At 43.9% G+C, this 25,160-nt stretch carries 26 protein-coding genes and 1 riboswitch; of the genes, 11 read left to right on the plus strand and 15 right to left on the minus strand.

Going from position 1 to position 25,160, the window contains the following annotated elements; translation table 11 throughout:
- Positions 1-42: 42 nt before the first annotated feature.
- On the minus strand, positions 43-1,221 hold the full coding sequence (locus ACOJQI_RS19480; protein ID WP_421381200.1) for an acetyl-CoA C-acetyltransferase: 1,179 nt from the start codon (positions 1,219-1,221) through the stop codon (positions 43-45).
- A 31-nt stretch (positions 1,222-1,252) separates the two neighbouring features.
- Positions 1,253-3,637, minus strand: a complete 2,385-nt coding sequence (locus ACOJQI_RS19485; protein WP_421381202.1) for a 3-hydroxyacyl-CoA dehydrogenase NAD-binding domain-containing protein — start codon at positions 3,635-3,637, stop codon at positions 1,253-1,255.
- A 197-nt stretch (positions 3,638-3,834) separates the two neighbouring features.
- On the opposite strand from ACOJQI_RS19485, the gene ACOJQI_RS19490 reads away from it, so the two are divergent.
- Positions 3,835-3,969, plus strand: coding sequence for a YuzL family protein (locus tag ACOJQI_RS19490; RefSeq protein WP_421381204.1), 135 nt, complete (start codon positions 3,835-3,837; stop codon positions 3,967-3,969).
- Between the two features lie 389 nt (positions 3,970-4,358).
- Here the strand turns inward: ACOJQI_RS19490 and ACOJQI_RS19495 are convergent, their stop codons facing one another.
- Positions 4,359-5,276, minus strand: coding sequence for a proline dehydrogenase family protein (locus ACOJQI_RS19495; protein ID WP_421381206.1), 918 nt, complete (start codon positions 5,274-5,276; stop codon positions 4,359-4,361).
- 271 nt (positions 5,277-5,547) lie between these two features.
- Between ACOJQI_RS19495 and ACOJQI_RS19500 the strand changes: the two genes are divergently transcribed.
- From ACOJQI_RS19500 to ACOJQI_RS19510, 3 genes are read left to right on the plus strand one after another with little or no spacing between them, the layout of a single operon-like run.
- Positions 5,548-5,814 carry a hypothetical protein gene (locus ACOJQI_RS19500; RefSeq protein ID WP_421381208.1) on the plus strand — a complete coding sequence of 89 codons (267 nt, stop codon included), beginning with the start codon at positions 5,548-5,550 and terminating at the stop codon, positions 5,812-5,814.
- Between the two features lie 17 nt (positions 5,815-5,831).
- Positions 5,832-6,173 (plus strand): spore coat protein, encoded by a 342-nt coding sequence (locus tag ACOJQI_RS19505; protein WP_421381210.1) that lies wholly within the window; start codon positions 5,832-5,834, stop codon positions 6,171-6,173.
- Between the two features lie 49 nt (positions 6,174-6,222).
- Positions 6,223-6,366, plus strand: a complete 144-nt coding sequence (locus tag ACOJQI_RS19510) for a hypothetical protein (RefSeq protein WP_421381212.1) — start codon at positions 6,223-6,225, stop codon at positions 6,364-6,366.
- A gap of 96 nt (positions 6,367-6,462) precedes the next feature.
- Here ACOJQI_RS19510 and ACOJQI_RS19515 read toward each other — a convergent pair whose 3' ends face one another.
- The 5 genes from ACOJQI_RS19515 to ACOJQI_RS19535 all read right to left on the minus strand — a co-directional run bounded on the left by ACOJQI_RS19515 (position 6,463) and on the right by ACOJQI_RS19535 (position 10,444).
- Positions 6,463-6,711, minus strand: coding sequence for a YusU family protein (locus ACOJQI_RS19515; protein ID WP_421381214.1), 249 nt, complete (start codon positions 6,709-6,711; stop codon positions 6,463-6,465).
- Entirely contained in the window at positions 6,712-7,494 is a 783-nt protein-coding gene (locus ACOJQI_RS19520; protein ID WP_421381216.1) for an IucA/IucC family C-terminal-domain containing protein, read from the minus strand.
- Entirely contained in the window at positions 7,491-8,309 is an 819-nt protein-coding gene (locus tag ACOJQI_RS19525) for an ABC transporter ATP-binding protein (protein ID WP_421381218.1), read from the minus strand. The genes ACOJQI_RS19520 and ACOJQI_RS19525 overlap by 4 nt, the downstream gene beginning before the upstream one ends.
- Before the next feature lie 86 nt (positions 8,310-8,395).
- On the minus strand, positions 8,396-9,451 hold the full coding sequence (locus ACOJQI_RS19530) for a FecCD family ABC transporter permease (protein ID WP_421381220.1): 1,056 nt from the start codon (positions 9,449-9,451) through the stop codon (positions 8,396-8,398).
- A gap of 3 nt (positions 9,452-9,454) precedes the next feature.
- Complete coding sequence (locus ACOJQI_RS19535; RefSeq protein ID WP_421381222.1) at positions 9,455-10,444, minus strand: FecCD family ABC transporter permease; 990 nt, start codon at positions 10,442-10,444, stop codon at positions 9,455-9,457.
- A gap of 204 nt (positions 10,445-10,648) precedes the next feature.
- Here ACOJQI_RS19535 and ACOJQI_RS19540 point away from each other — a divergent pair, with 204 nt between their 5' ends.
- From ACOJQI_RS19540 to ACOJQI_RS19555, 4 genes are all read left to right on the plus strand, one after another.
- Positions 10,649-11,623 (plus strand): ABC transporter substrate-binding protein, encoded by a 975-nt coding sequence (locus ACOJQI_RS19540; protein WP_421381224.1) that lies wholly within the window; start codon positions 10,649-10,651, stop codon positions 11,621-11,623.
- A 128-nt stretch (positions 11,624-11,751) separates the two neighbouring features.
- A complete protein-coding gene (locus tag ACOJQI_RS19545) occupies positions 11,752-13,257 on the plus strand; it encodes a spore germination protein (protein ID WP_421381226.1) in 1,506 nt (501 codons plus the stop codon).
- Between the two features lie 17 nt (positions 13,258-13,274).
- On the plus strand, positions 13,275-14,363 hold the full coding sequence (locus ACOJQI_RS19550; RefSeq protein WP_421381228.1) for a GerAB/ArcD/ProY family transporter: 1,089 nt from the start codon (positions 13,275-13,277) through the stop codon (positions 14,361-14,363).
- The gene (locus ACOJQI_RS19555; RefSeq protein ID WP_421381230.1) at positions 14,360-15,454 is read left to right on the plus strand and encodes a Ger(x)C family spore germination protein; all 1,095 of its coding nucleotides are present in this window, start codon (positions 14,360-14,362) and stop codon (positions 15,452-15,454) included. The genes ACOJQI_RS19550 and ACOJQI_RS19555 overlap by 4 nt, the downstream gene beginning before the upstream one ends.
- An 18-nt stretch (positions 15,455-15,472) precedes the next feature.
- On the opposite strand, the gene ACOJQI_RS19560 is transcribed toward ACOJQI_RS19555, so the two are convergent.
- Positions 15,473-15,853 (minus strand): hypothetical protein, encoded by a 381-nt coding sequence (locus ACOJQI_RS19560; protein ID WP_421381232.1) that lies wholly within the window; start codon positions 15,851-15,853, stop codon positions 15,473-15,475.
- Positions 15,854-15,989: 136 nt separating this feature from the next.
- On the opposite strand from ACOJQI_RS19560, the gene ACOJQI_RS19565 reads away from it, so the two are divergent.
- Together ACOJQI_RS19565 and ACOJQI_RS19570 are read left to right on the plus strand one after the other, a co-directional pair.
- Positions 15,990-16,307 carry a thioredoxin family protein gene (locus ACOJQI_RS19565; protein WP_421381234.1) on the plus strand — a complete coding sequence of 106 codons (318 nt, stop codon included), beginning with the start codon at positions 15,990-15,992 and terminating at the stop codon, positions 16,305-16,307.
- A 107-nt stretch (positions 16,308-16,414) separates the two neighbouring features.
- Positions 16,415-16,567 carry a hypothetical protein gene (locus ACOJQI_RS19570; protein ID WP_421381236.1) on the plus strand — a complete coding sequence of 51 codons (153 nt, stop codon included), beginning with the start codon at positions 16,415-16,417 and terminating at the stop codon, positions 16,565-16,567.
- A gap of 67 nt (positions 16,568-16,634) precedes the next feature.
- On the opposite strand, the gene ACOJQI_RS19575 is transcribed toward ACOJQI_RS19570, so the two are convergent.
- From ACOJQI_RS19575 to zupT, 4 genes are all read right to left on the minus strand, one after another.
- Positions 16,635-16,772 carry a YjcZ family sporulation protein gene (locus ACOJQI_RS19575; RefSeq protein WP_421381238.1) on the minus strand — a complete coding sequence of 46 codons (138 nt, stop codon included), beginning with the start codon at positions 16,770-16,772 and terminating at the stop codon, positions 16,635-16,637.
- A 104-nt stretch (positions 16,773-16,876) separates the two neighbouring features.
- Complete coding sequence (locus ACOJQI_RS19580) at positions 16,877-18,220, minus strand: TrkH family potassium uptake protein (RefSeq protein ID WP_421381240.1); 1,344 nt, start codon at positions 18,218-18,220, stop codon at positions 16,877-16,879.
- A 2-nt stretch (positions 18,221-18,222) separates the two neighbouring features.
- On the minus strand, positions 18,223-18,879 hold the full coding sequence (locus ACOJQI_RS19585; protein ID WP_421381242.1) for a potassium channel family protein: 657 nt from the start codon (positions 18,877-18,879) through the stop codon (positions 18,223-18,225).
- Between the two features lie 153 nt (positions 18,880-19,032).
- Positions 19,033-19,162, minus strand: a riboswitch (cyclic di-AMP (ydaO/yuaA leader).
- Between the two features lie 148 nt (positions 19,163-19,310).
- Positions 19,311-20,120, minus strand: coding sequence for a zinc transporter ZupT (zupT, locus tag ACOJQI_RS19590; protein ID WP_421381244.1), 810 nt, complete (start codon positions 20,118-20,120; stop codon positions 19,311-19,313).
- 585 nt (positions 20,121-20,705) lie between these two features.
- Here zupT and pepF point away from each other — a divergent pair.
- Positions 20,706-22,517: an oligoendopeptidase F gene (gene pepF, locus ACOJQI_RS19595; RefSeq protein WP_421381246.1), complete on the plus strand. Its 1,812-nt coding sequence runs from the start codon at positions 20,706-20,708 to the stop codon at positions 22,515-22,517.
- Positions 22,518-22,961: 444 nt separating this feature from the next.
- Here the strand turns inward: pepF and ACOJQI_RS19600 are convergent, their stop codons facing one another.
- Together ACOJQI_RS19600 and ACOJQI_RS19605 are read right to left on the minus strand one after the other, a co-directional pair.
- A complete protein-coding gene (locus ACOJQI_RS19600; RefSeq protein ID WP_421381248.1) occupies positions 22,962-23,360 on the minus strand; it encodes a nuclease-related domain-containing protein in 399 nt (132 codons plus the stop codon).
- A 77-nt stretch (positions 23,361-23,437) separates the two neighbouring features.
- Positions 23,438-25,051 carry an ABC1 kinase family protein gene (locus ACOJQI_RS19605; protein WP_421381250.1) on the minus strand — a complete coding sequence of 538 codons (1,614 nt, stop codon included), beginning with the start codon at positions 25,049-25,051 and terminating at the stop codon, positions 23,438-23,440.
- Positions 25,052-25,160 lie beyond the last annotated feature (109 nt).

Below are 25,160 nucleotides of genomic sequence, written 5' to 3' on the forward strand. Positions count from 1 at the left end.
TTATCGATAATACCGAGGGCCCGGTTTCGAGCCCCCTCATAATTAGCTGATCAGTTCAAATACTCCGGCAGCTCCCATTCCTCCGCCGATGCACATTGTTACAACACCAAATTGAACATTTCTTCTCTTCATTTCGTGCACTAAAGAAAGAGTCAGTTTTGTTCCGGAACAGCCAAGCGGATGACCCAGGGCAATTGCTCCACCGTTGACGTTCACAATATCTTCATTCAAGCCAAGCTGGCGGATGACCTGGATGGATTGAGAAGCAAAGGCTTCATTCAATTCAAACAGCCCGATGTCCTCCAATTGAAGTCCTGCCATTTTTAACGCTTTTGGAATTGCTTCTACTGGACCTACACCCATGATCTCCGGCGGCACCCCTGCTACAGCGAATGATCTGAATTTAGCCATCGGCGCCAAGCCAAGGGAATTTGCCTTTTCACGGTCCATGACCATGACTGCAGCGGCCCCATCACTTGTTTGTGAAGAGTTTCCTGCCGTTACTGACCCTTTTACATTAAAGACCGGACGAAGTTTTGAAAGGACTTCCTGGTTCGTTCCAGGTCTGACCCCTTCATCTGTCGTAAAGGTGATATTTTTTTCTACTACTTTGTTCTGTTCATTTACCGAACGAAGTGTCACATCCACTGGGACGATTTCATCCTGGAATCGCCCTTCCGCGATTGCTCTAGCCGCCTTTTCATGGCTTCTAACCGCAAAAGCATCCTGGTCTTCCCTGGAAATGCCGAACTTCTTCGCCACTTCCTCCGCCGTATGCCCCATGCTCATATAGTATTGAGGAGCCGTTTCTGCAAGCTTCGCATTCGGGCGTACTACATGCCCCATCAAAGGCACAAGGCTCATGGATTCCGCGCCTCCTGCAATAGCTGTATCCGAATGGCCGAGCATGATTTTCTCGGCTGCATAAGCAATGGATTGCAGACCTGAAGAACAGTAACGGTTAATGGTGATGGCCGGGACATTATGTGGAAGTCCCGCCAATCCGCCGATATTTCTTGCCATATTCAAGCCCTGTTCGGCTTCCGGCATGGCACAGCCGATAATCAGATCATCTATATTACCTTCATAATTTCCCGCTCTTTTTAGTGTTTCCTTTACAACCAGCGCACCCAGGTCATCAGGTCTGACCGTTGCCAGGGTCCCTTTGTTTGCTTTTCCGACCGGTGTACGGGCGCCAGCTACTATTACCGCTTCACGCATGTTCTTCCCCCATTTCTAGTTAAAATTATGATTAGTTACGCAGCGGTTTCCCTTTTACCAGCATGTGCTGCATGCGCTGCTGTGATTTCGGCTGTGCAACCAGGCTTAAGAATGCTTCTTTTTCAAGATCAAGGAGATACTGTTCATCGACTTCCGTTCCAAAAGGAAGTTTTCCTCCCGCAATCACGTAGGCCAACTTTTTCGCAATCACAAGATCATGTTCAGAAATATAGCCGGAATTAAACATTGCCTGTGCTCCTAAAATCAGTGCTGCATAACCTGTCTCACCGACAACCGGAATCTTTCTTCTGACCGGAGGTGTGTAGCCGCTTTCACTTAATGCCAGTGCTGCCTGTTTTGCATCGTATAAAAGATGATCTCCATTCGCACTCACACCATCTGAATTGGATAAGAAGTTATTGTCTCTCGCTTCGTCTCCTGATGTTGACACCTTTGCCATGGCAATTGTTTCGAATACCTTGTTGGCAACCTTTTGTAAATCAAACTCGATTCCTTCAGGCATCATATTCAGGTGTTTAATATACAATTCTTTGTTTCCGCCGCCGCCCGGAATGAGGCCGACACCGGCTTCAACAAGGCCCATGTAGGTTTCCATGGAAGCCTGTATATGGGCTGCCGGCAGACATACTTCCGAACCGCCGCCAAGTGTCATGCCAAACGGCGCTGCCACGACAGGTTTTTTACTGTATTTGATATTCATCATCGCCTGCTGGAAGTTTCTGACGACCATTTCCAGTTCAAAGATATTGTCATCCTGTGCTTCCATCAAAATCATCGCCAGGTTTGCACCGACACAGAAGTTTTTGCCCTGGTTTCCGATGACAAGCCCTTTGAAGTTTTTCTCCACTTCTTCAATGGAGTAGTTGATCATTTGGACGATATCCAAACCGATTGAATTGTTCGGAGAATGGAATTCAAGAAGGGCGATGCCATCCCCGATATCAATCAGGCTTGCACCGGAGTTTTTCTTGATCACTTTTCCTTGCTTCTTCAAAAGCTTTAAATCTATGACTTTAGGATTTCTCTCAATTTTGTTGTATTCGCCATTATGGTAGAAGTACTTTTCTCCGTCTTCTTCCTTATAGAATGAACTATGACCCGCTTCAAGCATTTCTGAAATCCATGCCGGTACTTCTTTGCCTTCTTCTTTCATTTTGCCCACTGATTTCTCAAGACCGATGCTGTCCCATGTTTCAAAAGGTCCCAGCTGCCAGCCAAAGCCCCATTTCATCGCCTGGTCAATTGCCACGATATCATCGGCAATGGTACCAAGTAGTTCCGCAGAATAAAGAAGGACGGGTGAAAGGATATTCCACAGGAATGTACCAGCTTTGTCATCTGCATATACAAGCGCTTTCATTTTGTTTGGAAGGCCTTTTTCCTGCTTGCTTAATTCTGTTGATGCTGTTTTCAACTTTTTACGGGGACCGTACTCAAGTGTTTCTGTATCAAGTTCAAGGATCTCTTTTCCTTGTTTCAGGTAAAAGCCCTGACCGCTTTTCGATCCAAGCCATCCGTTGTCGAGCATCTTTTGCATGAATGCCGGAATTTCAAATACGTTCTTTTCTTCTCCCTCAACCTGGTCATAGACATTCTTCGCCACGTGAGCGAAAGTATCCAATCCTACAACATCCAATGTCCGGAATGTTGCGCTCTTAGGACGGCCGATTGCCGGACCTGTAATGGAATCCACTTCACCTACACTTATCCCGCTTTTCAGCATTTCCTGGACCGTGACCAGGAGACCGTAAGTACCGATTCGGTTTGCGATGAAGTTTGGTGTATCTTTCGCTAGGACAACTCCTTTTCCAAGTACATCTTCCCCAAATGTTTTGATGAAGGAAAGTACTTCAGGATCCGTTTTTTCTGTTGGGATGACTTCAAGAAGCTTCAGGTAACGAGGCGGATTAAAGAAGTGCGTTCCCAGGAAATGCTTTTGGAAATCTTCTGAGCGCCCTTCTGACATAGCCTCAATTGAAATTCCGGATGTATTCGAGCTGATGATGCTCCCTTGTTTTCTATGTTTCTCGACGTTTTCGAAGACCTTTTTCTTAATATCCAGGTTCTCCACGACCACTTCAATGATCCAGTCGCAATCACTTAATTTCTCCATATCGTCTTCAAAGTTCCCTGCTTCGATCAAAGCAAGATTCTTCTTTGAAGTAAGCGGAGCCGGTTTCTGCTTCAACAGCTTCTGCAGAGCTCCTTCACTCATCCTGTTGCGGACCGCCTTGTCTTCCAAAGTCAGCCCTTTTGCTTTTTCTTTATCCGTTAACTCACGTGGTACTATATCCAGCAGCAAAGCAGGTATGCCGATATTCGCCAGGTGGGCTGCAATGCCCGAACCCATAACTCCCGATCCCAATACCGCTGCTTTTTGAATTTTACGAGCCAATGTTTTTTCCCCCTTTTTACTACTTGAATGAACACTCATTCATTTTCTCTTCAAAAAAAATCACGAATGAGTTTTGTTACTTCTAATATATAAGATTTTACCAAAGACTGCAATATCTTAAAGTTTAAAAAATGATAAATTTTCTAAAAATAATCTTTTGGCCTCTTTTGGAAAATCTAAAAATGGAGGTGATAATCATGGCAAAAAGAAAGAAAAACCCATCAAAAGCAGGTGTCAGCGCAGCAAGTGTGAAAGGCGATGCCGGCCCGACTGTAGAGCTTGACGGCGGCGGAAAGGTAAACAGCCAAAACAATCAATACAAAAAACAATAAGCAAAGTTTTCTTAAAACTTTAAGAGGTCTGGATTCTTCTTTTAAATGTTCTTTAGGAGCTCCTTCAAGACACTTTTGAGCTCAGGACTTCCTGTTTATGTTCTTGAGCTGCAATCTCAAGACACTTTTGCGCTCGAAGTTTCCTGTTCTTGTCCTTGAGCAGCTTCCTCAAAGACAATTTCGAACTCGGAATTTCCTGTTCACGTCCTTGAGGAGCGCCCTCAAGACACTTTCGGCCCTGGGATTGCTCTTCCTTGCCCTTGAGAAGCAGACATCCTGCCTGGTAAAGGTGAGCCTGAGCCAAGCTGAACTAAACACTAAAGACCGCTTCAGTATAAAAACTGAAGCGGTCTTTAAATTTATATCTGAAATTCTGCTAATCTCGCAAATTACTTATTGATGACACCCTTCAATACAAACGCTACGTTTGCAGGTCTTTCGGCAAGGCGGCGCATGAAATAACCGTACCAGTCCGTACCGTATGGAACATACACGCGCATTTTGTATCCTTCTTTGGCAAGCTCCAGCTGTCTTTCCACGCGGATTCCATAAAGCATCTGGAACTCGAATTGATCATGAGGGATATTGTATTCTTCAACAATCTGTTTCGTATACTCGATCATCGCATCATCGTGGGTCGCTACCGCAGTGTAGTTTCCGTTCAGCAGATGCATCTTGATGATTTTTTTGAAATTCTCATCTACATCCTTTTTGTCAGGAAAAGCCACTAACGGCGATTCTTTATAAGCTCCTTTAACGAGACGGAGATTTGGAGAATATTCATTCAGCACTTCCATATCTTTCTCTGTTCTGAACAAATATGCCTGGATAACAGTCCCGACGTTATCATACTCAGATTTGAGCCTTTTGAAGATGTCGATCGTTTTACCGCACCTGGAGTAATCCTCCATATCGATTGTTACGAATACACCATACTCCTGTGCGACCTCAAGGATTCGTCTCATGTTGTTCATGACGATTTCTTCTGAAAGATCCAGTCCCATCGATGTCATCTTCAACGAAAGCTGTGAGTCGATCCGTTCCCGTCCAATTGCTTTGATGGCTTCGATACACTGATCGGCCATTTCGTTTGCTTCCGCTTCGTTATCAATGAACTCTCCAAGATAATCGATCGTTACGGATAATCCCTGTTCATTCAATCCTTTGATTGCTTCGACAGCGAGGTCAATGGATTCACCAGCCACAAATCGGGCTGCCCCGAAGCGCAAACCATATTTCTTCGCTACTTTCGTTAATGGTTTATTCTTTGACAAGAATAAAAAGAAGTTACGCATCAATTGTTCCATGTCATTTACCCCCTGTAACATTTGCTTCACTATGAAAGCGGTTTCTTTTAAGTTAGTCTGGATGTCCGCAATCAAGTGGCTGAGGTCGTCAACGAGGACTAATTGCCCCTTAAATCGGTTCCAATTTTATAAATTTATATTATCACCTTTATCCGTTTTTGAATATAGTTCAAACATCGAAAAGAAAAATTTTATCGGTTTTTGTCATTTAGTGTATATGTGAGCATGCAGGAGGAACAATAACTTTGCAAAAATCAAAGGAGGGAACATTATGCAACAGCAGCAAAGCAATCAGCAGCAGGGCACGATGCAGCAGCCCCCGCAAGTATTAACGACCAAGGATTCTCTATACTTAAATGATATGCTTTCATGGAACTTGCTGGCAATGAAAAAAGCCCATTTTGCGGCCAGCCACTGCCAGGACCCTGAACTGAAAGCAGAACTTGATAAATGCGGTCAATTGCACCAGCGTCATTATGAGCAGATTCTTTCCCATTTAAACCAAGGTAACACAGGACAAGCCACGACAACAATGTAGAAAGGAAGTGTGAGGAAATGGATCAAAATCAATCACAGCAAAAAATCCAAAACCCAAAGACACAAGTACCTGAAACCCCGCAGATGAACGATCGTGATTTGGTAAATGATATCTTAAGCATGGAAAAATATATGACCGACTCTTATTGTACAGCATTGAATGAAGCAAGCCATGATGCTCTGTATAATGATTTATTGACGATCTTCAACGAGACGCAAAATACCCAGCGCAGCCTGTACAACAGTATGTTCCGCAAAGGCTGGTACAAACTTGAGGCGGCCGATGCACAAAAACTTAAGCAGTCTTATCAGCAGCACCAACAGTACTCTTCTCAGTTCCCGTATAATAATGTGCATTGATTTGGCGGGTCCCTCTTGAAGGGGCCTGATTATTAATCTGATGGCACCAGTGGCTGATAGAACTTGCAAAGTGGTTGATAGACAAGCGAAACTGGTCGATAGACTTGACTTACTGGCTGATAGAACCGCTAAACCGGTTGATACATCCCGCAAACTGGTTGATAGAACAGAATCCGGTTTCTTCGTTTTATAGTCTGTTTGTCGAACTTAAAGCCTGCCGAGACCTAGGAGTCAAACTGCGGCAAAACCAAAACAGCCAGCTGATTCCATTTTCAGCTGGCTGTCTCTCTTATTGATCCTTCTTTGCTCTATGTTCTTCATTCATCTCTTTGATTTCGGAGATGATTCTCTTGATCTCTTCTTTGCCTTCCGGGAATTCCGAATTCCAATGCTTGGCCAGCGGCGGCATGGATTTGGCAATATAAGTGTAGATGACCCACTTTGTTACTTTTTCCTTTAATTCAGGGGAAGTATCACCCAACAGCAGTTCGGTATATTTATCGATCAATGCGTCAAATTGTCCATCAAAGTTCTCCATTTACCTCACTCCTTTTGGCTGTTTCACGTTGCAGGTTTGCGGGCAGGTTGTGCATCTGTTCCTTTCCCCGCCTCTTAGCTTATAGGAGAAGCAGCATGTTTTCCGTACCCTTAGTTCACTGCCCTGTTCTGCGACATATTGTTTATCCCTATAGAATCTCGCCAGGGGATTGCGCTGATAAGGTCCGAACAACCACGCATTGCGATCTTGCAGGAGCCACTGAAAGTCCTCTTCCATTCTCCCGCGGGCATGCTGAAATTCTTCTTGTTCGACAAGGCCTTCGTAAACCCAGAAAATGTAAACAGCAATATTTTCCCATGAAATCAGATGGGAAAGGTTTGAAACTTGTTTCACAGCGTTGATAAGAGGAAACAAATGATTTCGGAATACTTCCGCTGCCACCTCTTCCCTCGCTGCCTCACGGTCATTAACATCTTCGGCAGCGGGGTCTTCAAAATAAAAACCCGGCATCCACAAGCCATTCTTTTCTCCGTTTGCGAGAAAGATATTGTCCGGGGATACATTCAGCTTTTTATTGAAAACAGAGAACGTGCACAACGAAATTACAGCTAAAAACGCATAGCGCTTAACCAATAGGGAAGATTGAGCTATCTTATCGTCGGTCCCTATTTGATCCGTATACTCATGAAGGAACTGAGCAAGCCCATCAGAATCGATCAGCTGCTTGGCAGGAGTCAACTCCCTGTCACCGGGTCTTTCTGAAAAGAACCTGAAGACCCCAAGCTGTTTTTCCTCTTGTTCTGATAGAGTTGCTCTAATCATTTCATCTCAGCTACTTCTTTGATAATGCATCGGCCTCTGCCATAAGGGATGCAAAGCGGTGTTCCGAATAACGGATCGCTTGTCACCTGGCAGTCCATATCAAACACATTTTTCACGAGGTTACAGCTGATGACTTCCTCAGGTTTTCCTTGTGCAAAAATCTTTTGGTCACGGATGGCAACAATATTATGCGCATAGCGGCAGGCCAGGTTAAGGTCATGAAGGACCATGATGATCGTGCGTTCTTCTGTTTCATTCAGTTCGAACAACAAATCAAGGATTTCAATCTGATGAGTCATATCAAGATAGGTTGTAGGCTCATCCAGAAGAATGATGTCTGTATCCTGAGCCAATGTCAGGGCAATCCACGCTCTTTGGCGCTGTCCGCCTGAAAGTTCATCGACTCTTCTATGCTGAAACTCTTCCATCTTTGTAGCTTTAAGTGCTTTCGTCACGATTTCCTCATCTTTTTGTGACCATTGCTTCAGCCAGGATTGGTGAGGATATCTTCCCTGTTTCACAAGCTGCAGGACTGTCAAGCCTTCAGGTGCAGTCGGTGACTGAGGAAGGATTGCCAGCTTCTTCGCAACATCCTTCGTGGAGAGCTTTGCGATGGCACTTCCGTCAATCAGGACTGAACCGGTCTGCGGCTTAAGAAGTCTTGCCAATGAACGAAGAAGCGTTGACTTTCCACAGCCATTGCCTCCGATAAATACAGTGATTTCCCCTTTTGGGATCTCAAGATCAAGCTCATCTATAATAATTCTATCTCCATAACTTAATGTAAGGGATTCGGTTTGAAGAGATTGTGTCATCTTACGGTCATCTCCTTTAGTTTGAACTGCTGGACCATTCCACTTGAGTTTCTCATTTCATTTTAAAATACTTTTATATAAAAAGGTTATGCATTTTTTGTCTTAAATAGTAAATAGATGAAATACGGAGCACCGATTGCTGCTGTGAAGACACCCGCAGGTACTTCCAACGGTAAAAACAGCGTCCGGCCGATCAAATCGGCAATCATGACCAGCGCGCCGCCAAGCAATGCCGCTACTGGCAGCAAGGCACCGAAGGATGATCCGACAAGACGGCGGGCCATATGTGGTGCCATCAAGCCGACAAAGCCGATTCCCCCTGCAAAAGCAACCGCACCTCCGACCAAAGCTGTGGCAAGTGTCAGCAGGATGATCCGCTGTCTTTGAATGTGGCTTCCCACTCCTGTGGCTATTTCTTCACCCAGTTCCTGGATATTGACGTTCCTCGCTAATATAAAGGCGATCGCAATGAATATAATTGTCCAAGGAAGCAGGATATAAACATCTTTCCAGTTGGAGGCATTCACCGTTCCCGTAATCCAGATGTTTGCCTGGCTTGCCCTGAAAATCGGGCCCAAAATCATCAGCATCGTAATGACAGCCTGCATCAGGGCGGAAATTCCTATTCCGATCAAGACCAGGCGGACCGGGGACACACCATTTTTCCAAGCAAGAAAATAAACGGAAAATGCAACAACCCCCGCCCCAATGAATGCTGCAAGCGGAAGCCATTGAATACTTACGGTCAGGGCATTGTTTTCATCACTGAAGAATGCCAGAAACCCAACCACCGCTGCTCCAGCCCCGCCGGTGATTCCAATGATATCAGGAGATGCCAGCGGGTTCCTCACCATCCCCTGAAGCAGTGCCCCGGCAACGGCGAGCGACACTCCGGCAAGCAAGGCGATTATGATTCTGGGCAGCCTGAAAGATTTCACTACAAGCTGTTCCAAATCTGTTCCCCCGCCAAAAAACACGCTCAGGACGGTCCAAGGTTTGATATTCATATCACCAAGACCGGTACTTAATATAAAAATAAGGGCTGTAACCGTAAATAAGATTAGAACTTTCTTAACTGCTGATAAATCTATAAGAAATGAAAGCTTTTCTTTAAAAAAGCGTTTGGCGATATATTGTTTCATCCGCTAAAACCCCCTTCTTGCAATATAAATGAAAAATGGGGCGCCTATAGCGGCGGTCATCACTCCCACAGGAACTTCCTGTGGCATAATGATATATCTGGCGCCGATATCGGCAGCCAGCAGCAGTATCCCGCCGGTCAATCCTGCAAAAGGCAGGAGCCAGCGATGATCGACACCAATCAATTTCCTGGCGATATGGGGCACGACAATCCCGACAAAGCCAATCGGTCCCGCAACAGCCACTGCCCCTCCGGCCAGGAGTACGACAATGACTAATGAAACCAGTTTGATCAGTCCCGTTTTCAATCCAAGACCCTTCGCAACATCTTCCCCCATCGCCAGGACATTCAGCTTATTTCCAATAAGAAGTGCCAATATCCAGCCAATGAGCAGATAAGGAAAAACACCATATAAAATGTCCAGGCTCCTGCCCTGGACTGATCCGGCAAGCCAGAAAAGAACCTGCTCCAATGCAGCTTCATTCAAGACAAGGAATCCTTGAGTAAATGAAGAGAATAGAGCTGTTATGGCCGCTCCCGCCAGAGTGAGCTTCATCGGGGTCAATCCTTCTCTTCCAGCAGACCCGATTACATAAACTGCTACGGCAGCCAGCCCCGCTCCCAAAAAGGACAGCCAGGTAAAGCTTTGCAGATTCGATATCTGAAAGAGAGTCACCGCGATGACCACCATGAAACCAGCACCGGCATTGATCCCGAAAATACCTGGTGATGCCAGCGGGTTTTTTGTCAATGTCTGCATCAATACTCCTGCAATTGCGAGCGATGCCCCGACAGCAGCAGCAATGAGAGCACGCGGCAGGCGGACTGTCTGGATAACAAGATGCTCTGTCGAGTCATTGCCGTTTGTGAAGGCCTGGTAGGCCATTTTCCACGTTGTATCTGTATAGCCGTAAACGATACTCATGCCTATAAACAAAATGAATAACAATAAGGCTGTCAGTAAAATGATTGCCTGAGTTCCTGATTTTCTCATAATTATTACCCTTCTGTGAAAACATACATTATAAGTGCAAAAAACGCTTTCTCCACTTTCCATTTTAGAGAATAAAAGTTTTCGAGTCAATGACTTTGAAAATCATTATCAATTAATTGTTGACTTTGTAACCGTTATCTCCTAATATAGTTTTTGGAGAAACGCAAATGAAAATCATTATCAACAAATCAGGAGGAATTACATATGCGTCCATTACGTTATTTATTATCCTTATTCATTCTTGCTTCTATCCTTGTTCTTGCTGCCTGCGGAACAAATAATGGCAACAACGAAGAAGAAGCAAGCGGCGGCGATGATTCAGCTGCTGAAGAAACAAGCTACACTGTGGAGCATGCAATGGGAACAACTGAAATCGAAGGTGAACCTGAACGAGTGGTTATTTTGACAAATGAAGGTACTGAAGCACTTCTTGCTTTGGGAGTTAAACCAGTGGGAGCGGTTCAATCCTGGTTGGGTGATCCTTGGTATGAACATATCGCTGATGATATGACAGATGTAGAAGTTGTTGGTACTGAGAGCGAATTAAACATCGAAGCAATTGCTAAATTGAAACCTGATCTAATCATCGGTAACAAAATGCGCCAAGAAGAACAATATGACAAACTGAACGCCATTGCACCGACTGTCTTTGCTGAAACTCTTCGCGGCAACTGGAAAGAAAACTTTGAGCTTTACTCAAAAGCACTTAATAAAGAAGAAAAAGGTCAAGAAGTGATTGCTGATTATGACCAGCGTATCGAGGACCTGAAGGCCGAGCTAGGCGATAAACTTGATATGGAAGTATCCATGGTACGTTTCATGGCGAGTGACGTCCGTATTTATCACAAAGATTCATTCTCTGGGGTTATCCTTGATCAATTAGGATTCGCTCGTCCAGAAGGACAAGATGTGGATGACTTTGCTGAAAAAGGTGTAACAAAAGAAAGAATCCCTGCAATGGACGGGGACATCCTCTTCTACTTCACTTACGATGAAGGAGATGGTGAAGGAAATAAAGTTGCAGAAGAATGGATAAACGACCCATTATTCCAAAAGCTTGAAGTTGCTCAAGAGGGCAATGTCCATGAAGTAAGCGATCCTATCTGGAACACTGCCGGCGGTGTCATTGCGGCAAACCTGATGCTTGACGATATCGAAAAATTCTTTTTAGAACAATAATGAACACAAGCCTGCCAGTCCTTGGCAGGCTTTTTCAAATCTTTCCTTCATTACTCTCCCCATTTTTTTCATAATTCCCCGTAAACCGGAAACACTACCATAAGAGTAATCATAAAAGTGGTGATCTGATGTTTTCTATTTTCAGCCGAAAAAAGAGAGTCGATAAGACAAAACAGAAAAAAACCCAGGAATCATTCGAGAAACTAGCCAGAAAATCAACTGACTATAAAGAAATCTTTTATTACAACCAGCACACCGACCTTCGATTTGGGTTGAACTTTGTTTCAACTCTGGTTGATGAAGATATTTTGCAGAAAGATGTGCTGCCCTCCTTACTCGGCAAACACTTTGAAAAGTTAGAGGATATCAAAAAGCTTGCTCCTGTGATTGATATTCAGCTTTCGGATGATGAAAGCCAGATTGAACAGAAATTGATGAACGGATATGTCCTCCTTAAAACGGAAAATGAAAAGAAACGCTTTGCTTTCGTGGCTGCACAGAAAGAAGTCGTCAGGCAAGTATCTCAGCCTGAAGTGGAATTCAGCGTTGTCGGACCGAAAGAGGCTTTCGTCGAATCCATCGACCAGAACTTGAACCTGCTGAGAAAAAGAATCCCAATAAAAGAACTGATTATTGAAGATTTTAATATCGGCAAGTTGACCCATACCAAGACATGCCTGTTATATATTGATGGGTTGGCAGATCAGGATAATGTCCAGACGATGAGACAGCGGCTCAAAGCCATCGATTTTGACCAAATCAATGACAGCTCTTTTATTGAGCAGATGATTGCTGATAATGCCAATTCCCCCTTCCCGCAGCTGCTGGATACGGAGCGGCCTGATCGTGCAGCTTCAGTTCTGGTGGAAGGCAAAATTGTCGTCCTGTCTGATGGGTCCCCCCATGCACTCATTGGTCCCACTACTTTAGTGGAGTTCTTCAGTGCCTATGAGGATTATTTTTTAAACTATATTGTGGCATCCTTTTTCAGGCTTGTCCGGGTGTTCGCGGTTGCATTCTCCATTCTGATTACGCCCATTTATGTGGCGGCACTTACTTATCATTATGAACTGATACCAAAAGACTTGATGGCCACGTTGATTACTTCGCGACAGGAAATACCGCTTCCCCCTATATTGGAAGCATTGTTTCTTGAACTGACGATCGAACTTCTCCGGGAGGCAGGAGCACGGCTGCCGACCAAGGTCGGCCAGACGATCGGTATCGTGGGCGGTATCGTTATTGGAACCGCATCCGTGGAAGCGGGACTGACAAGTAATGTCTTGTTGATATTGGTAGCATTAGCAGCCCTCGCTTCCTTTACGACACCCGTTTATAAAATGGGTAACACCATCAGGATACTGCGTTTCCCTTTCATGTTATTTGCCCAGCTTTGGGGGCTGCTCGGTATCGTATTTTGCTTCTCTATTTTAATGACGCATCTTATCAGACTGACTTCGCTTGGGCGCCCGTTTCTTGAACCATTATATCCACCGCGGCTTTATGACTTGAAGGACGCAATCATCCGCTTCCCTTTCCATGCTCAAAGCAAACGCCCGGAATTCATGCGTACGAAGCAACCAAGAAGATTTAAACCGGTCGAAGGCAAAAAGAAACTCGATATTGACGAATAGTTGGCGGAGGTTTTGTTATGAAGCCAGTTCCTGAAAACAGAAAAATATCACCATTTATCGTATTCTTTCTCATTCACTCCATACAAGTGGGGGTAGGGGTCCTTGGCTATCAAAGAATTATTGCCAAGAGTGCCGGCTACGATGCATGGATGGCCGTCATCGCAGCTGGTATCCTTACAAATTTTATCCTTTTTCTCATATATAAAGTTGTCCAGACCGGCGGCGGGGATTTGGTTGAAGCAAACAAAACGGCATTCGGGAAGTGGCTCGGTAAAGCCTTTGATCTGGTTTTCCTGCTATACTTCTGCCTTATTGCCATCACGATCTGCCGAACTTATATTGAAGTCGTCCAAGTATGGATGTATCCAAGGATGGCGTCATGGTTTTTTTCCATTTTGTTTTTCATGCTTGTCATTTATGTTGTAAATGGAGGTCTGCGGGCAGTGGCCGGTACTGCTTTCTTCGGAACCGTACTTCCCGCCTATCTGATTCTGACCTTCGGCTTCACTTTCCCATTTTCTGACTTTAGGAACCTTTTCCCGGTTTGGGATCATTCAATGCTGGATATGTTGAAATCCACCCGCGATATGACGCTCAGTTTTCTCGGATATGAAACGCTGCTGGTTTTTTATCCCTATATAAGCCAAGGAGAAAAATCGAAGAAATGGGCTCATATCAGCCTTATCGTTACCACTGTCTTGTTTACCCTCTTGACCTTGGTGAGTTTCGCCTTTTTCAGTGAGGGACAGCTTGAAAAAACTGTGTGGGCAACGCTGTCGATGTGGAAAATTGTTGAAATGCCTTTTGTCGAACGGTTTGAATATATCGGGATAGCCAATTGGTGTTTGATCATTCTTCCCAATGTTTGTATTACCCTGTGGTGTGCAAGCAGGATAGCAAAACGTTCGTTTAAAATGAATCAGCGGAAAACGCTGATTATTTTGTCTCTCCTTTGTATAATTGTCATCAGCACTATTCAGGACAGAAATCAAATTAATACCCTGAATGATATCACCAGCAAGGTTGGATTTTATCTCAACTTTGTTTTCATTCCTTTTCTTCTGCTCATGATACTTTTGATGAAGAAGGTGAAGCAAAAAAAATGAAGAAGTTTACACTACTTTTCGTATTGTTTTCCACTTTATTGTCGGGCTGTGTGGAACCGGAAATCCTCGATGACCTGAATATCGAAACAGCGAAAGGGTATGATGTGGCGGGAGAAGACAACATTAGGGGCACCGCATTGTACCCAAGATACTTGGCAGATAAAAAAATTGAAAATGTCACTTTAACGGCAGAAGCCGAATCTACTCGGCAGGTACTGAATCTATTGGAAAAAAAATCCGAAATGCCACTCGTACGCGGCGGGTTGGAAAACGTCATTATTTCTGATGAAATGGCAAGAAAGGGAATGCTCCATATTGCTGATTCCCTCCAGCGTGATGCCAGCGTGGGAGCAAGGGTCCTGCTTTCCGTCAGCGAGGGGCCAGCTGGGGAAATATTGAAAGGGGATTACGGAATCAAGGGGAATTCCCTCTATATCAGCAACCTCATTGACCATAATATCAAGCGCGGGGATCTTTCAAAGTCCAATCTACATATTTTTTTGTTCACCTTTTATCAAAAAGGGCACACTCCGTATTTACCTATGATTGAGAAAGTTGATGAGACTACTTTAGGGATAAGCGGAGTAGCCCTTTTCAAAAATGACAAGATGGTAGACAAGATTGAGAAAGAAAAAATGTTTTATTTCAAGCTCCTATCCGATAGATACAGCGAAGGCAACCAAGTGGTCAGGCTGTCAGAAGATCGTGAAATGAATCAATCAAATATTGAAGCATCCGTCACCAGCCTTAAGTCAAAGCATAAAATCGATATTAACCATAAGGCAGACCCTGTTGAGATAACTGTTAACATTACCATAAGGGGAATCATTAAAGAATATACAGGGAAAAGCCTTACACCACCGAAGATAAAAAGTATCGAAGACAAAATGGAAAAGGATATTGAACAGAATTGCCTGAAAATGCTGAAGGAATTCCAGAAAAAAGGGATCGACCCCATGGGATTCGGACAGCGGCAGAAACATGGTGTACGCCATATGGATTTTAAAAAGTGGGATGCTGAGCAATATCCTAATGCCATCATTAAAGTAAAGGCCAGCGTGAAAATCCTTGAATCAGGTACAGTCGAATAAAAAACGCCCCTCTATATATTAGGAAGGGCGTTGTTCTTTCATCCAATCAATTGCTGTGGAAAGACATTCAAAATAAAATTCAGCCCTGTCTGAAGGCAATTTCATTACACTTTCCTTCATAACGGAAAGGCCGGTTAAGACAAAGGAAGTGTCGATTTTCCTTGAAGACAGAACATTGTAAAGCCATTTAACATGATCAATAAACAGTTCCGGCGCCTGAAGTCGAAAGGCTGTCTGCAGATAATGAAAGTGCTTATGCAAGTCAGCCCTGGTCTGGCTGCGCCCCTTCTCCCCAAACGTTTCAAGAAGTTCGGGATGATGCCGAAAGACAGTTTCGGCAATTTGAACAATCAACTCATCAATCAGTTCCTGCTGGTCGAGGATGCGGGTTTGGTACATTTTACGTCCCCCCTCCGGATATCGTTTTCTCTATAGTATCATAAATGGAAAGTCAAATAGTAATGTGCTTAAGGCGGATTTTTTTACAGTTTTTTTAAAATAAAATACAATATGGATAAAAGAGGAGGTCAATACTATGCAATCCATTCAAAATAAAGAAACGTTCCAGGAGCTTATCTCACAATCAGAACCCATCATTGTTAAATTCTTTGCCGACTGGTGCCCTGACTGTACCAGGATGAACATGTTCATCGATGACATCATTGATGAATTCAACCAGTATAAGTGGTATGAGTTAAACAAAGATGAATTCCCGGAGATTGCAGAACGCTATGATGTCATGGGCATCCCAAGCCTGCTGATCTTTAAAGACGGCGAAAAAACAGCTCATCTTCACAGTGCCAATGCCAAGACACCTGAACAAGTAAAAGAATTTCTGCAAAATAATAAATAAAGATGACAGGCAGCTTCGTTTTGGAGGCTGCTCTTTTGTTTGGAATAAACTTATCCGGAAAGCACACACTATTCATGTATTGACTAATCTTAAAAGAGGTGCTGAGCATGACAAAAAAATATAACCGAGGAAGCAAAAATCAAAACTCCCCTCATGCCGGTCATAACCAGGCAGAGTTCTCCCGCGAAATCGCGGCTGGCGATAACAGCAAAGGCAACAAACACAACAAGGATCAAAACGATAAAACGGATAGAGATTAATAATGAAAAAGGAGTTTCCTATGGGGAAACTCCTTCATTCATTTATTTAAGTGTCTCCGGGCTAAGCTTAGTAAACAAAAGCAGCTCCAACAATAATCAACAAAATAAACAATACAACGATTAACGCGAAACCGCCGGCGTAACCTCTGCCATAGCCACCGCCATAGCCGTAGCCGCCACATCCATATCCATATCCGTATGGCATAATCAGACACCTCCAGAATGATTATTGAGCTTTCATCACTCAATAATATCCTATGAAACTCCACCCAAAATGTTTAGGCTGCCCTAGCCCAATCTTGGGATATCTTACCCTGTCAAAATATCTTCCTTAGGATAACTGATTTTGTCCGACCCCTTTTTGGCGAGTGAAAAGGCCAATGTCAACGGGCCAAGCTTGCCGACAAACATTACAAATATAATGACGCATTTTCCGATTGCCGTCAGGTTGAATGTCAATCCCATAGAAAGTCCGACTGTTCCGAACGCTGATACCACTTCAAAAAGGATCTGGATAAACGGAACCCCTTTTTCCGTAATGGTCAGAAGGAACATCGCTGAGAAAATAAGGACCACAGAAATCATAGAAATCGCAAGGGACTTGTAGATATATGTCTCATCTATTCTCCGGCGGAAAGCATGGATATCCTTTCTCTGCCTCAGAAAAGCAACTACAGTAAGGGTTATGACGAGGAACGTTGTCACCTTGATCCCGCCCCCTGTTGAAGCACTCCCTGCCCCGATGAACATCAGGAGGACAGTGAAAATGATGGTCGAATCTTCCATCCCTGCAATATCAAGCGAATTAAAGCCTGCTGTCCTCGGGCTGACTGCCTGAAAATATGCACCCAGCACTTTCCCCATAGTTGACAAGTTTGCGAGAGTCTTAGGGTTATTGTATTCAAGAAAGAAGATGACAAACATCGCAACCACATTGATGACCAACGTCCCGATGAGCATCAGTTTGGTATGCAGAGACAATTTCTGAAACTTTTTTGAATACCAGAGATCGGTCAGAACGGTGAAGCCGATCCCGCCTATGATGAACAGGCCGGAAATGACAATATTCACAAGCGGGTTCGCTACATACCTCATCAGCCCATCTGCCCACAGAGAAAACCCGGCGTTATTAAATGCAGAAATGGAATGAAACAAACTATAATACAACCCTTGTTTCCATCCGTACTCGGGAATCCACTCTGATGCAAGGAGAATCAGAGCAAGGCCTTCCACTGCAAAAGAAAAGATGAAGAGATGTTTTACAAGCCGGATAACACCGCCAACTGATGTCTGATTCAGGGACTGCTGAATAATCAAGCGTTCTTTAAAGCCGATTTTCTTCCCCAGCATTAAATAAATCAGTACTGCAAAAGACATAATCCCAAGGCCGCCTATCTGGATGAGCGCCATGATGACAACTTCACCAAACGTTGTAAAAACGGTCCCGGTATCTACCACAATCAACCCGGTTACAGTCATAGCGGAAGTAGACGTGAACAAGGCATTCAGCCAGGAAACAGGTTCCGTTGAAGCCATAGGCAGCTTCAACAATGCTGCTCCAAACAAAATAAAGAATAAAAAGATGAATAACAGCAATTGCGGCGGACTAAGGTGAATGGAGTGTCTTCTCCAGTTAACAGTCCTATTTCCCATTATTAGATTCCCTCTTTTTCAAACCGGTTAAGGTCGCGATTATCTCCAATCACAATCAAAAGATCATCCTTCTGGATCACTTCATCCGCTGCAGGGGAAACAATGATATCGTCCCCTCTTTGGATCGCAATGATATTGCACCCGTACCGGGCGCGCACGTCCAGGTCGATCAGTGTTTTGTTCGCCACTTTGTTGGATGCCACAATTTCAACGATACTATGCTCTCTAGAGAGCTCGATGAAATCGATCACTTTCTCTGAAGTAATATGGTGAGCGATCCTTCTAGCCATGTCCCTTTCAGGATGAATGACCTTATCTGCCCCGATCTTATCCAGCACTTTTTGATGGTAGGCACTTGATGCCTTTACCCATACTTCTTTCACGCCCAGGTCTTTAAGCAGGAGCGTTGTAAGGATGCTTGCTTCAATATTTTCCCCGAAGGAAACGATGACATGGTCAAAGTTCCTTAATCCAAGCTCCCTTATGACATTCTCATCCATCGCGTTCGCCCGGACAGCATGTTCTGCGACATCACGATACTTCTCCACTACTTCTTCGTCAATATCAATCGCCAGTACATCCGCACCAAGCTCACTTAGTTCCCGGACAAGATTTCCTCCAAAACGTCCAAGACCGATTACTGCAAATTGTTTTTTCATGAATGATTCCTCCAATGACCTGATGTTAATTAGAATAACCTCTGCAGTTTGATTTCATTATCTTCTTTTTAGCTCTGTTGAGCGCCGGTGTGCCTAAAAAAACAAAACAAAAAAGACCACCAGGAAATAAGCCTGTGGTCATGCACACAAGTGATATCTCCTTCACAACGCTTACGAGGTTAGCTGACGGATTCGGGTCATGAAAGTTAACCCTACCTTTTAAAAAGGATTCACCCCAAAAAGAATGGTTCCCCCGCTCGATATGATTCAGCGATTATTCTATTACGAAAGATATCTTACTCCTCTGTTTTTCGTTTGTAAAGATGTTTTTTGTAAATAAAATATTAACTTATTCAGCCTTAAATTAAGGAAAGTGATCACTTCCGAAAAAACAAAAACCTTGAGTGATTTCACCCCAAGGTTTCAAGATTCTATATAAACAACAGCAGGCTCAATGCCATAACCGCCATACCGGCAATCAGCCCATAGATAGGCAAATGTGTTTCATCATATTTTTTTGCTGCAGGCAGCAGTTCATCCAGTGAAATAAACACCATGATCCCCGCTACAGCCGCAAAGATGACACCAAACATGATATCATTCAGGAACGGCATCAGAATCAGATAGGCTACGAGTGCCCCTACCGGTTCCGACAAACCTGATAAAAATGATAACTTGAAGGCTTTTCTCCTATCTCCCGTAGCAAAATAGACGGGTACCGCCACAGCAATCCCCTCCGGAATATTGTGAATGGCGATGGCTACAGCAATGGCAATTCCGAGACCCGGATCCTGTAAAGCAGATGTAAAAGTCGCTATCCCTTCAGGAAAGTTATGAATACCGATTGCAAGAGCTGTAAAAGTCCCCATTTTCAAAAGAGCCGGATCTCCTACCGCCTTTTTCGGTCCGCTCATTTCTTCAACCTTTTTCAACTCATGTGGATTTCCCTGTTTCGGGATCAACTTATCAATCATGGCAATCAACAGCATACCCGCAAAGAAACTGATGACCGTGATCCAGTTTCCTACACCCCATCCAAGGGAACCAGTCAGGGCATCCTTTGCCTTCACGAAAATCTCAATCATGGAGACATAAATCATCACTCCAGCAGAGAAGCCTAACGTCACTGACAAGAACCGGGTGTTTGTGGAGGAAGTGAAAAAAGCGAGAAGGCTTCCGATCCCAGTTGCAAGTCCTGCCATCAAAGTTAAACCGAAGGCAAGCAGTAGATTTCCATCCATTCCAATTCTCCTCTTTTCCTTTGAATTTCTCTGTTGTTATTTTTCCCTGTTCAATGTTTATTGTTGTATATGTTGTATTCCTGGTTCTTATTCGATTAGAAGTGAAGGAAAAACATCGCAATCAGGCAGGTTTTTCTATACACCTACTAAAATGGTTTAAACAACAAAAGTTTCCCTTGGCAAACATTTTACTCCACACGCAAATTAACAGTCAATATTTTTCCTTCATTCTTTTTATAAAAAGGATCAGCCTGGTGCCAGGACAACTAATGCCGCCAGGAACAATCTGCCTTTCCTAAGAACACAAAAGTTTCCTTGTGCCAACATTATATAGACCTCATATGCTGTTTGTGACACATTTGCCGTAAAAATTAAAAAGGCTGAATCATTCGGAAAATGGTTCAGCTTTTTAAGTTATTCTTGTTTTTGTGTTACGCTGATACTTGATTGAATAATTTCACTTTTCTAATTAATACAAATAAAAGCTTTGCCTTGCCATCCCCTATGATTACCCCGCTTGAGATGTGGTATAAATCAGAATGATGGCCGCATTGGCAAAAAATATGAATGCTGGGAGGCTGAAAAATGGGAAACCAAAAAGATCGAATCAGACGTGAAGATGTACCAGAAAAACAGACATGGGATTTAAGTGATATTTTCTCTTCAAGGGAAGCATGGGAAAAAGAACTTAAAGCCGTGCAGGAAGATGTAGAATCAGTTACCCAATATAAAGACCGCCTCAATGAAAGCAGCAATGTCCTGCTTCAGTGCCTGGAGGCTAAAGAAGAACTTCTTAAACGCTTTAACCTTGTGTCCTCGTATGCCTCATTGAAGCAGACGGTGGACCATACAGACACAACCAGCCAGAAAGATGCAGCAAGAGTGGATGAAGCAGGTTCGCGGATCAACGCGTCCCTTGCTTTTGTGGAAACGGAAATCACCGCTCTGCCAAAAGATACATTGAATCAATTCATTAGTGAAGAAAAGGATCTTGAAAGCTTTAAGAAATATCTAAATGACCTGCAAGACAGAAAGCCTCACACACTTGGGGAGGAAACGGAAGAGACACTCGCAGCTTTGGGTTCTGTCTTCTCGGCACCTTACAATATTTATAACCGTGGAAAACTATCGGACATGCAGTTCGACTCCTTCACCGATGAAGAAGGAAATGAAATGCCGTTATCTTTCGCCCTTTATGAAGGAAAGTACAGTTCATCGCCTTCATCTGAGGTCCGAAGAAATTCTTATGAATCATTCATCAAAACATTGCAGCAGTACAAAAATGCTTTTGCTGCCACCTATGCTACTCAAGTTAATCAGGAAGTGATCACCGCAAGACTGAGAAACTATGACTCTGTTACAGACATGCTTCTGGCACCTCAGCAGGTGACAAAAGAAATGTATAACAACCAGCTGGACATCATTCAGGAAGAGCTTGCCCCGCATATGAGAAAGTACGCCCGCTTGAAAAAACGTGAACTCGGGCTGGATAAGCTTACTTATGCCGACTTAAAAGCACCTCTTGACCCTGACTTCAAAATTGAAACCAGCTATGAAGAAGGAGCCGAGACGGTAAAAGAAGCCCTGAAAATCATGGGAGACGAATATAACGAAATGATTGACACGGCACTGTCCGAAAGATGGGTCGACTATGCAGATAATGTGGGTAAATCCACCGGCGCTTTCTGTTCCAGTCCCTATGGAGCTCATCCATATGTACTCATGACATGGCCTGATACCATGAGAGGGACATTCACTCTCGCCCACGAACTCGGGCATGCCGGCCACTTCTATCTAGCTGGAAAAAATCAGCGGATGACCAACACTCGTCCTTCACGCTATTTCATAGAGGCACCATCAACTATGAATGAAATGCTGCTTGGCCATCATTTATTATCAAAAGATAATGACAAACGGACCAAGCGCTGGGTCATCCTTCAGCTGCTCGGCACCTACTTCCACAACTTCGTTACCCACTTATTGGAAGGAGAGCTGCAGCGAAGAGTCTATGACCTTGTCGAAGACGGAGAGCCGTTGACCGCCAGCGTCCTGTCTGAACAAAAAGCAGATATATTAAAATCCTTCTGGGGAGACACGGTTGAAATAGATGAAGGAGCAAGCCTGACTTGGATGCGCCAGCCCCATTACTATATGGGACTGTATCCGTACACCTACTCAGCAGGTTTGACAGTCTCCACACTGGTATCCAAAAAGATCATCGACGAAGGGCAGCCAGCCGTCGACCGCTGGCTCGATGTCCTAAGATCAGGCGGTACACTCGAACCACTGGAACTGATCAAAAAAGCAGGCATCGATATGTCTGACCCGGATAACATCCGTGAAGCTGTCGCGTATGTCGGATCGTTGATTGATGAACTGGAAGAGAGTTATGAATAAGTAAGTTTGCAGTTTGTTGCCCCCAGGCTTTGGCCTGGGGGTTTTGTTGTTTTGCCACGGTTTCATGTTGAAGCAGGAATTTCAAAAGGACTAATGTAGCTCTATCAACCGGTTTTCGGGTTCTATCAACCACTTTGTCCTCTCTATCAACCGGTTCGGTGTGTCTATCAACCAGTTCAGCCTCTCTATCAACCGCTTTTCTTGTTCTATCAGCCAGTCTCCTTTTTTGTACCTTGACCCTCTCACTATTAGTTTGATTCCCCGGCTATGCCGGGGTTTTAGCAATTGTGCGGGGAGCGGGAATTTCAAAATTGACTTATTTAACTCTATCAACTGGTTTTCCGATTCTATCAACCACTTTGTCCCTTCTATCTACCGGTTTGATGAGTCTATCAACCAGCTCAACACCTCTATCAGCCGCTTTTTATGTTCTATCAGCCAGCGCTACAAATTAGGTGTCTTTAATACTTCCAACGAGTACACCCTCCACCTCTTTTCCCCTCTGGAAGGTAAGTTCATTTTGGATAAGATTTTGTTTACCGCTGAACTTGATTCCATTCCCAAAAACCCCACAATTAGAATGAATTTCACTGTAATGATAAGGGTATCGATTTGAAAATAGTGAGTTCCATCGAATAGACGGATATGATGAAGGATAAGAAAATCTTCTGGAGATAGAAAGCTGAGGGGATAATTCAAATTCACCTCTCCTTTATAGCCAGCCATTCGCCGGCCAAGCTCATCTCGGATCAGTTCCTTAGCAACATGTGTTTCAAGCAGTCTCCCATCCAGGGCTTCCAGTTGCAAAAGTTCAACGTGGACAATACGAGGTGTAATGATCATTGCATCACTCCTTTCTAAATAAGATCCGCCCCCGTAGGAATTTTTCCTGCAAAAAAAAGGCTGCATTCACTGCAGCCTCAATTACCAATTTTCAAATACTTCATCCATTTTTTCTGGCGCCAATCAACTATCACAAATCGTATCGCCCCCAGAACTCCGGCTCCTGCGGAACTTATCCATATAAGATTCTCATTTAAGTATAAGCCGGTCAGGATGCCTACAGCCCCAGCCAAAAATAAATAACTCGACCGCTTCTTCTGGTTCTCATAAAGGGTAAATTGAAAATCACGAACCTGAAGCATTTCTTTTTGATCCATCATCTTTTTGGGAGCTTCCAGTAAATCTGTTACATAGTGAACTCCTTGCATAATCGGTTGTGAGCCGAGCCATTTCAAGGCAAACCGCCACTTGCTCATGCCATTATCCCTCAGCCATTCCATAAACACCGGTTTAGCAAGATCCATCAGTTCTGTTTCCGGTGCAATATTGTAAAGCAGCCCTTCGATCGTGGCAAAAGATCTGCCAAGGAACACAAACCGGGTTGGAACCTGGATAGGAAGTGACATGACAAGATCGTTCATTTCTTTTTTGAGAGCTAAGATGTCCATTTCTTTAAAATTGGCCAAGTCCATCGAGAGGAATTCCTTTAGCATCCTCTCAATCATCTTCAGGTCTGCCCCCGGCAGAAGAAATCCTAAATCCATCAAAAGCGTCGAAGCCTTTTCATAGTTTTTGACCAAGATGGCTTCAACCAGAGACTGCAGATAGTCGGCATCAGCTTTCGTAATTTCACCAATCATCCCATAATCCAAGAGAATGATGCTCCCGTCTTTCTGCAGAAGGACATTGCCAGAGTGGGGATCAGCATGGAACAAACCTGACTCCAGCCATTGAGGCAGGAACAGCCGCAGAAGCCGGCGGGCGAGTTTTTCTCGGTCGATTTGATGTTCGTCAATAAAGTCATCGTCTGTCATTCTCGCCCCATCAACCCATTCCATAACAAGCACTTTGGATGTACAGAGTTCATGGTGAAACTCGGGAATTCTCACAAAGGATAAGTCCTTGAACCTCCCCCTGAACTGCTCTGCTGTCTCTTTTTCTTTTACAAAATCAAGCTCTCTTTCTATGACCTCTTTCAACTCTTTATATAACAGCTTGAAATTAATAAATCCTTTCGGAACAGGTGCCAAGTGTCGGGCGAACCAGATAATTATGGAAAGAGACCTGAAATCCGTCTTCACGATCGACTCTATCGAAGGACGCTGGACTTTGACGGCCACTTTTCTGCCGTCCTTTAATCTACCTTCATATACCTCACCGATGGAGGCAGAGGCCACAGCGTGCGGTTCTATCGATCCCAGCACATTTTCCGGTGATCCTCCCCATTCGCTTTCAAGGATTTGATTTATTTCCTCCCAGGGTGCTGGCGGGACCTTATCCACCAGGTCTTCGATTTGCTTGATGAACCCTTTGGGCAATATGTCTGAACGGATACTCAGCAACTGCCCGATTTTAATCAATAGCCCTTCCAACTCAAACAACGTTTCCTTGAATCGGACACCAATCCGTTCCCACAACTTTTCTTTTGCAGCCGGACTTTTTTTACTGATTTGAAACCAATACACCTTAATGAAAATAGAAAAAGCCAGTGATAATACCTTCCACATTCTGTACCACCGTTTATTTTTCATAATTATCCCCCTGTTTTGGTGCTTATCTTTTATCTTACTAAAGAATGTTGAACCCAAGGAATATTTTTCTAAAAACAGAACAAATGTTCTTGTTAATTCAGCCTGTATT

This window comes from Bacillus salacetis, assembly GCF_049177075.1.
Taxonomy (GTDB): Bacteria; Bacillota; Bacilli; order Bacillales; family Bacillaceae_B; genus Rossellomorea; species Rossellomorea salacetis_A.

Excerpts from the sequence above, each read along its gene's own strand:
- ACOJQI_RS19480 (WP_421381200.1), bottom strand. The coding sequence starts at position 1,221 with ATGCGTGAAGCGGTAATAGTAGCTGGCGCCCGTACACCGGTCGGAAAA.
- ACOJQI_RS19490 (WP_421381204.1), top strand. The coding sequence starts at position 3,835 with ATGGCAAAAAGAAAGAAAAACCCATCAAAAGCAGGTGTCAGCGCAGCA.
- ACOJQI_RS19495 (WP_421381206.1), bottom strand. The coding sequence starts at position 5,276 with ATGGAACAATTGATGCGTAACTTCTTTTTATTCTTGTCAAAGAATAAA.
- ACOJQI_RS19500 (WP_421381208.1), top strand. The coding sequence starts at position 5,548 with ATGCAACAGCAGCAAAGCAATCAGCAGCAGGGCACGATGCAGCAGCCC.
- ACOJQI_RS19505 (WP_421381210.1), top strand. The coding sequence starts at position 5,832 with ATGGATCAAAATCAATCACAGCAAAAAATCCAAAACCCAAAGACACAA.
- ACOJQI_RS19515 (WP_421381214.1), bottom strand. The coding sequence starts at position 6,711 with ATGGAGAACTTTGATGGACAATTTGACGCATTGATCGATAAATATACC.
- ACOJQI_RS19520 (WP_421381216.1), bottom strand. The coding sequence starts at position 7,494 with ATGATTAGAGCAACTCTATCAGAACAAGAGGAAAAACAGCTTGGGGTC.
- ACOJQI_RS19525 (WP_421381218.1), bottom strand. The coding sequence starts at position 8,309 with ATGACACAATCTCTTCAAACCGAATCCCTTACATTAAGTTATGGAGAT.
- ACOJQI_RS19530 (WP_421381220.1), bottom strand. The coding sequence starts at position 9,451 with ATGAAACAATATATCGCCAAACGCTTTTTTAAAGAAAAGCTTTCATTT.
- ACOJQI_RS19535 (WP_421381222.1), bottom strand. The coding sequence starts at position 10,444 with ATGAGAAAATCAGGAACTCAGGCAATCATTTTACTGACAGCCTTATTG.
- ACOJQI_RS19540 (WP_421381224.1), top strand. The coding sequence starts at position 10,649 with ATGCGTCCATTACGTTATTTATTATCCTTATTCATTCTTGCTTCTATC.
- ACOJQI_RS19545 (WP_421381226.1), top strand. The coding sequence starts at position 11,752 with ATGTTTTCTATTTTCAGCCGAAAAAAGAGAGTCGATAAGACAAAACAG.
- ACOJQI_RS19550 (WP_421381228.1), top strand. The coding sequence starts at position 13,275 with ATGAAGCCAGTTCCTGAAAACAGAAAAATATCACCATTTATCGTATTC.
- ACOJQI_RS19555 (WP_421381230.1), top strand. The coding sequence starts at position 14,360 with ATGAAGAAGTTTACACTACTTTTCGTATTGTTTTCCACTTTATTGTCG.
- ACOJQI_RS19560 (WP_421381232.1), bottom strand. The coding sequence starts at position 15,853 with ATGTACCAAACCCGCATCCTCGACCAGCAGGAACTGATTGATGAGTTG.
- ACOJQI_RS19565 (WP_421381234.1), top strand. The coding sequence starts at position 15,990 with ATGCAATCCATTCAAAATAAAGAAACGTTCCAGGAGCTTATCTCACAA.
- ACOJQI_RS19570 (WP_421381236.1), top strand. The coding sequence starts at position 16,415 with ATGACAAAAAAATATAACCGAGGAAGCAAAAATCAAAACTCCCCTCAT.
- ACOJQI_RS19575 (WP_421381238.1), bottom strand. The coding sequence starts at position 16,772 with ATGCCATACGGATATGGATATGGATGTGGCGGCTACGGCTATGGCGGT.
- ACOJQI_RS19580 (WP_421381240.1), bottom strand. The coding sequence starts at position 18,220 with ATGGGAAATAGGACTGTTAACTGGAGAAGACACTCCATTCACCTTAGT.
- ACOJQI_RS19585 (WP_421381242.1), bottom strand. The coding sequence starts at position 18,879 with ATGAAAAAACAATTTGCAGTAATCGGTCTTGGACGTTTTGGAGGAAAT.
- zupT (WP_421381244.1), bottom strand. The coding sequence starts at position 20,120 with ATGGATGGAAATCTACTGCTTGCCTTCGGTTTAACTTTGATGGCAGGA.
- pepF (WP_421381246.1), top strand. The coding sequence starts at position 20,706 with ATGGGAAACCAAAAAGATCGAATCAGACGTGAAGATGTACCAGAAAAA.
- ACOJQI_RS19600 (WP_421381248.1), bottom strand. The coding sequence starts at position 23,360 with ATGATCATTACACCTCGTATTGTCCACGTTGAACTTTTGCAACTGGAA.
- ACOJQI_RS19605 (WP_421381250.1), bottom strand. The coding sequence starts at position 25,051 with ATGAAAAATAAACGGTGGTACAGAATGTGGAAGGTATTATCACTGGCT.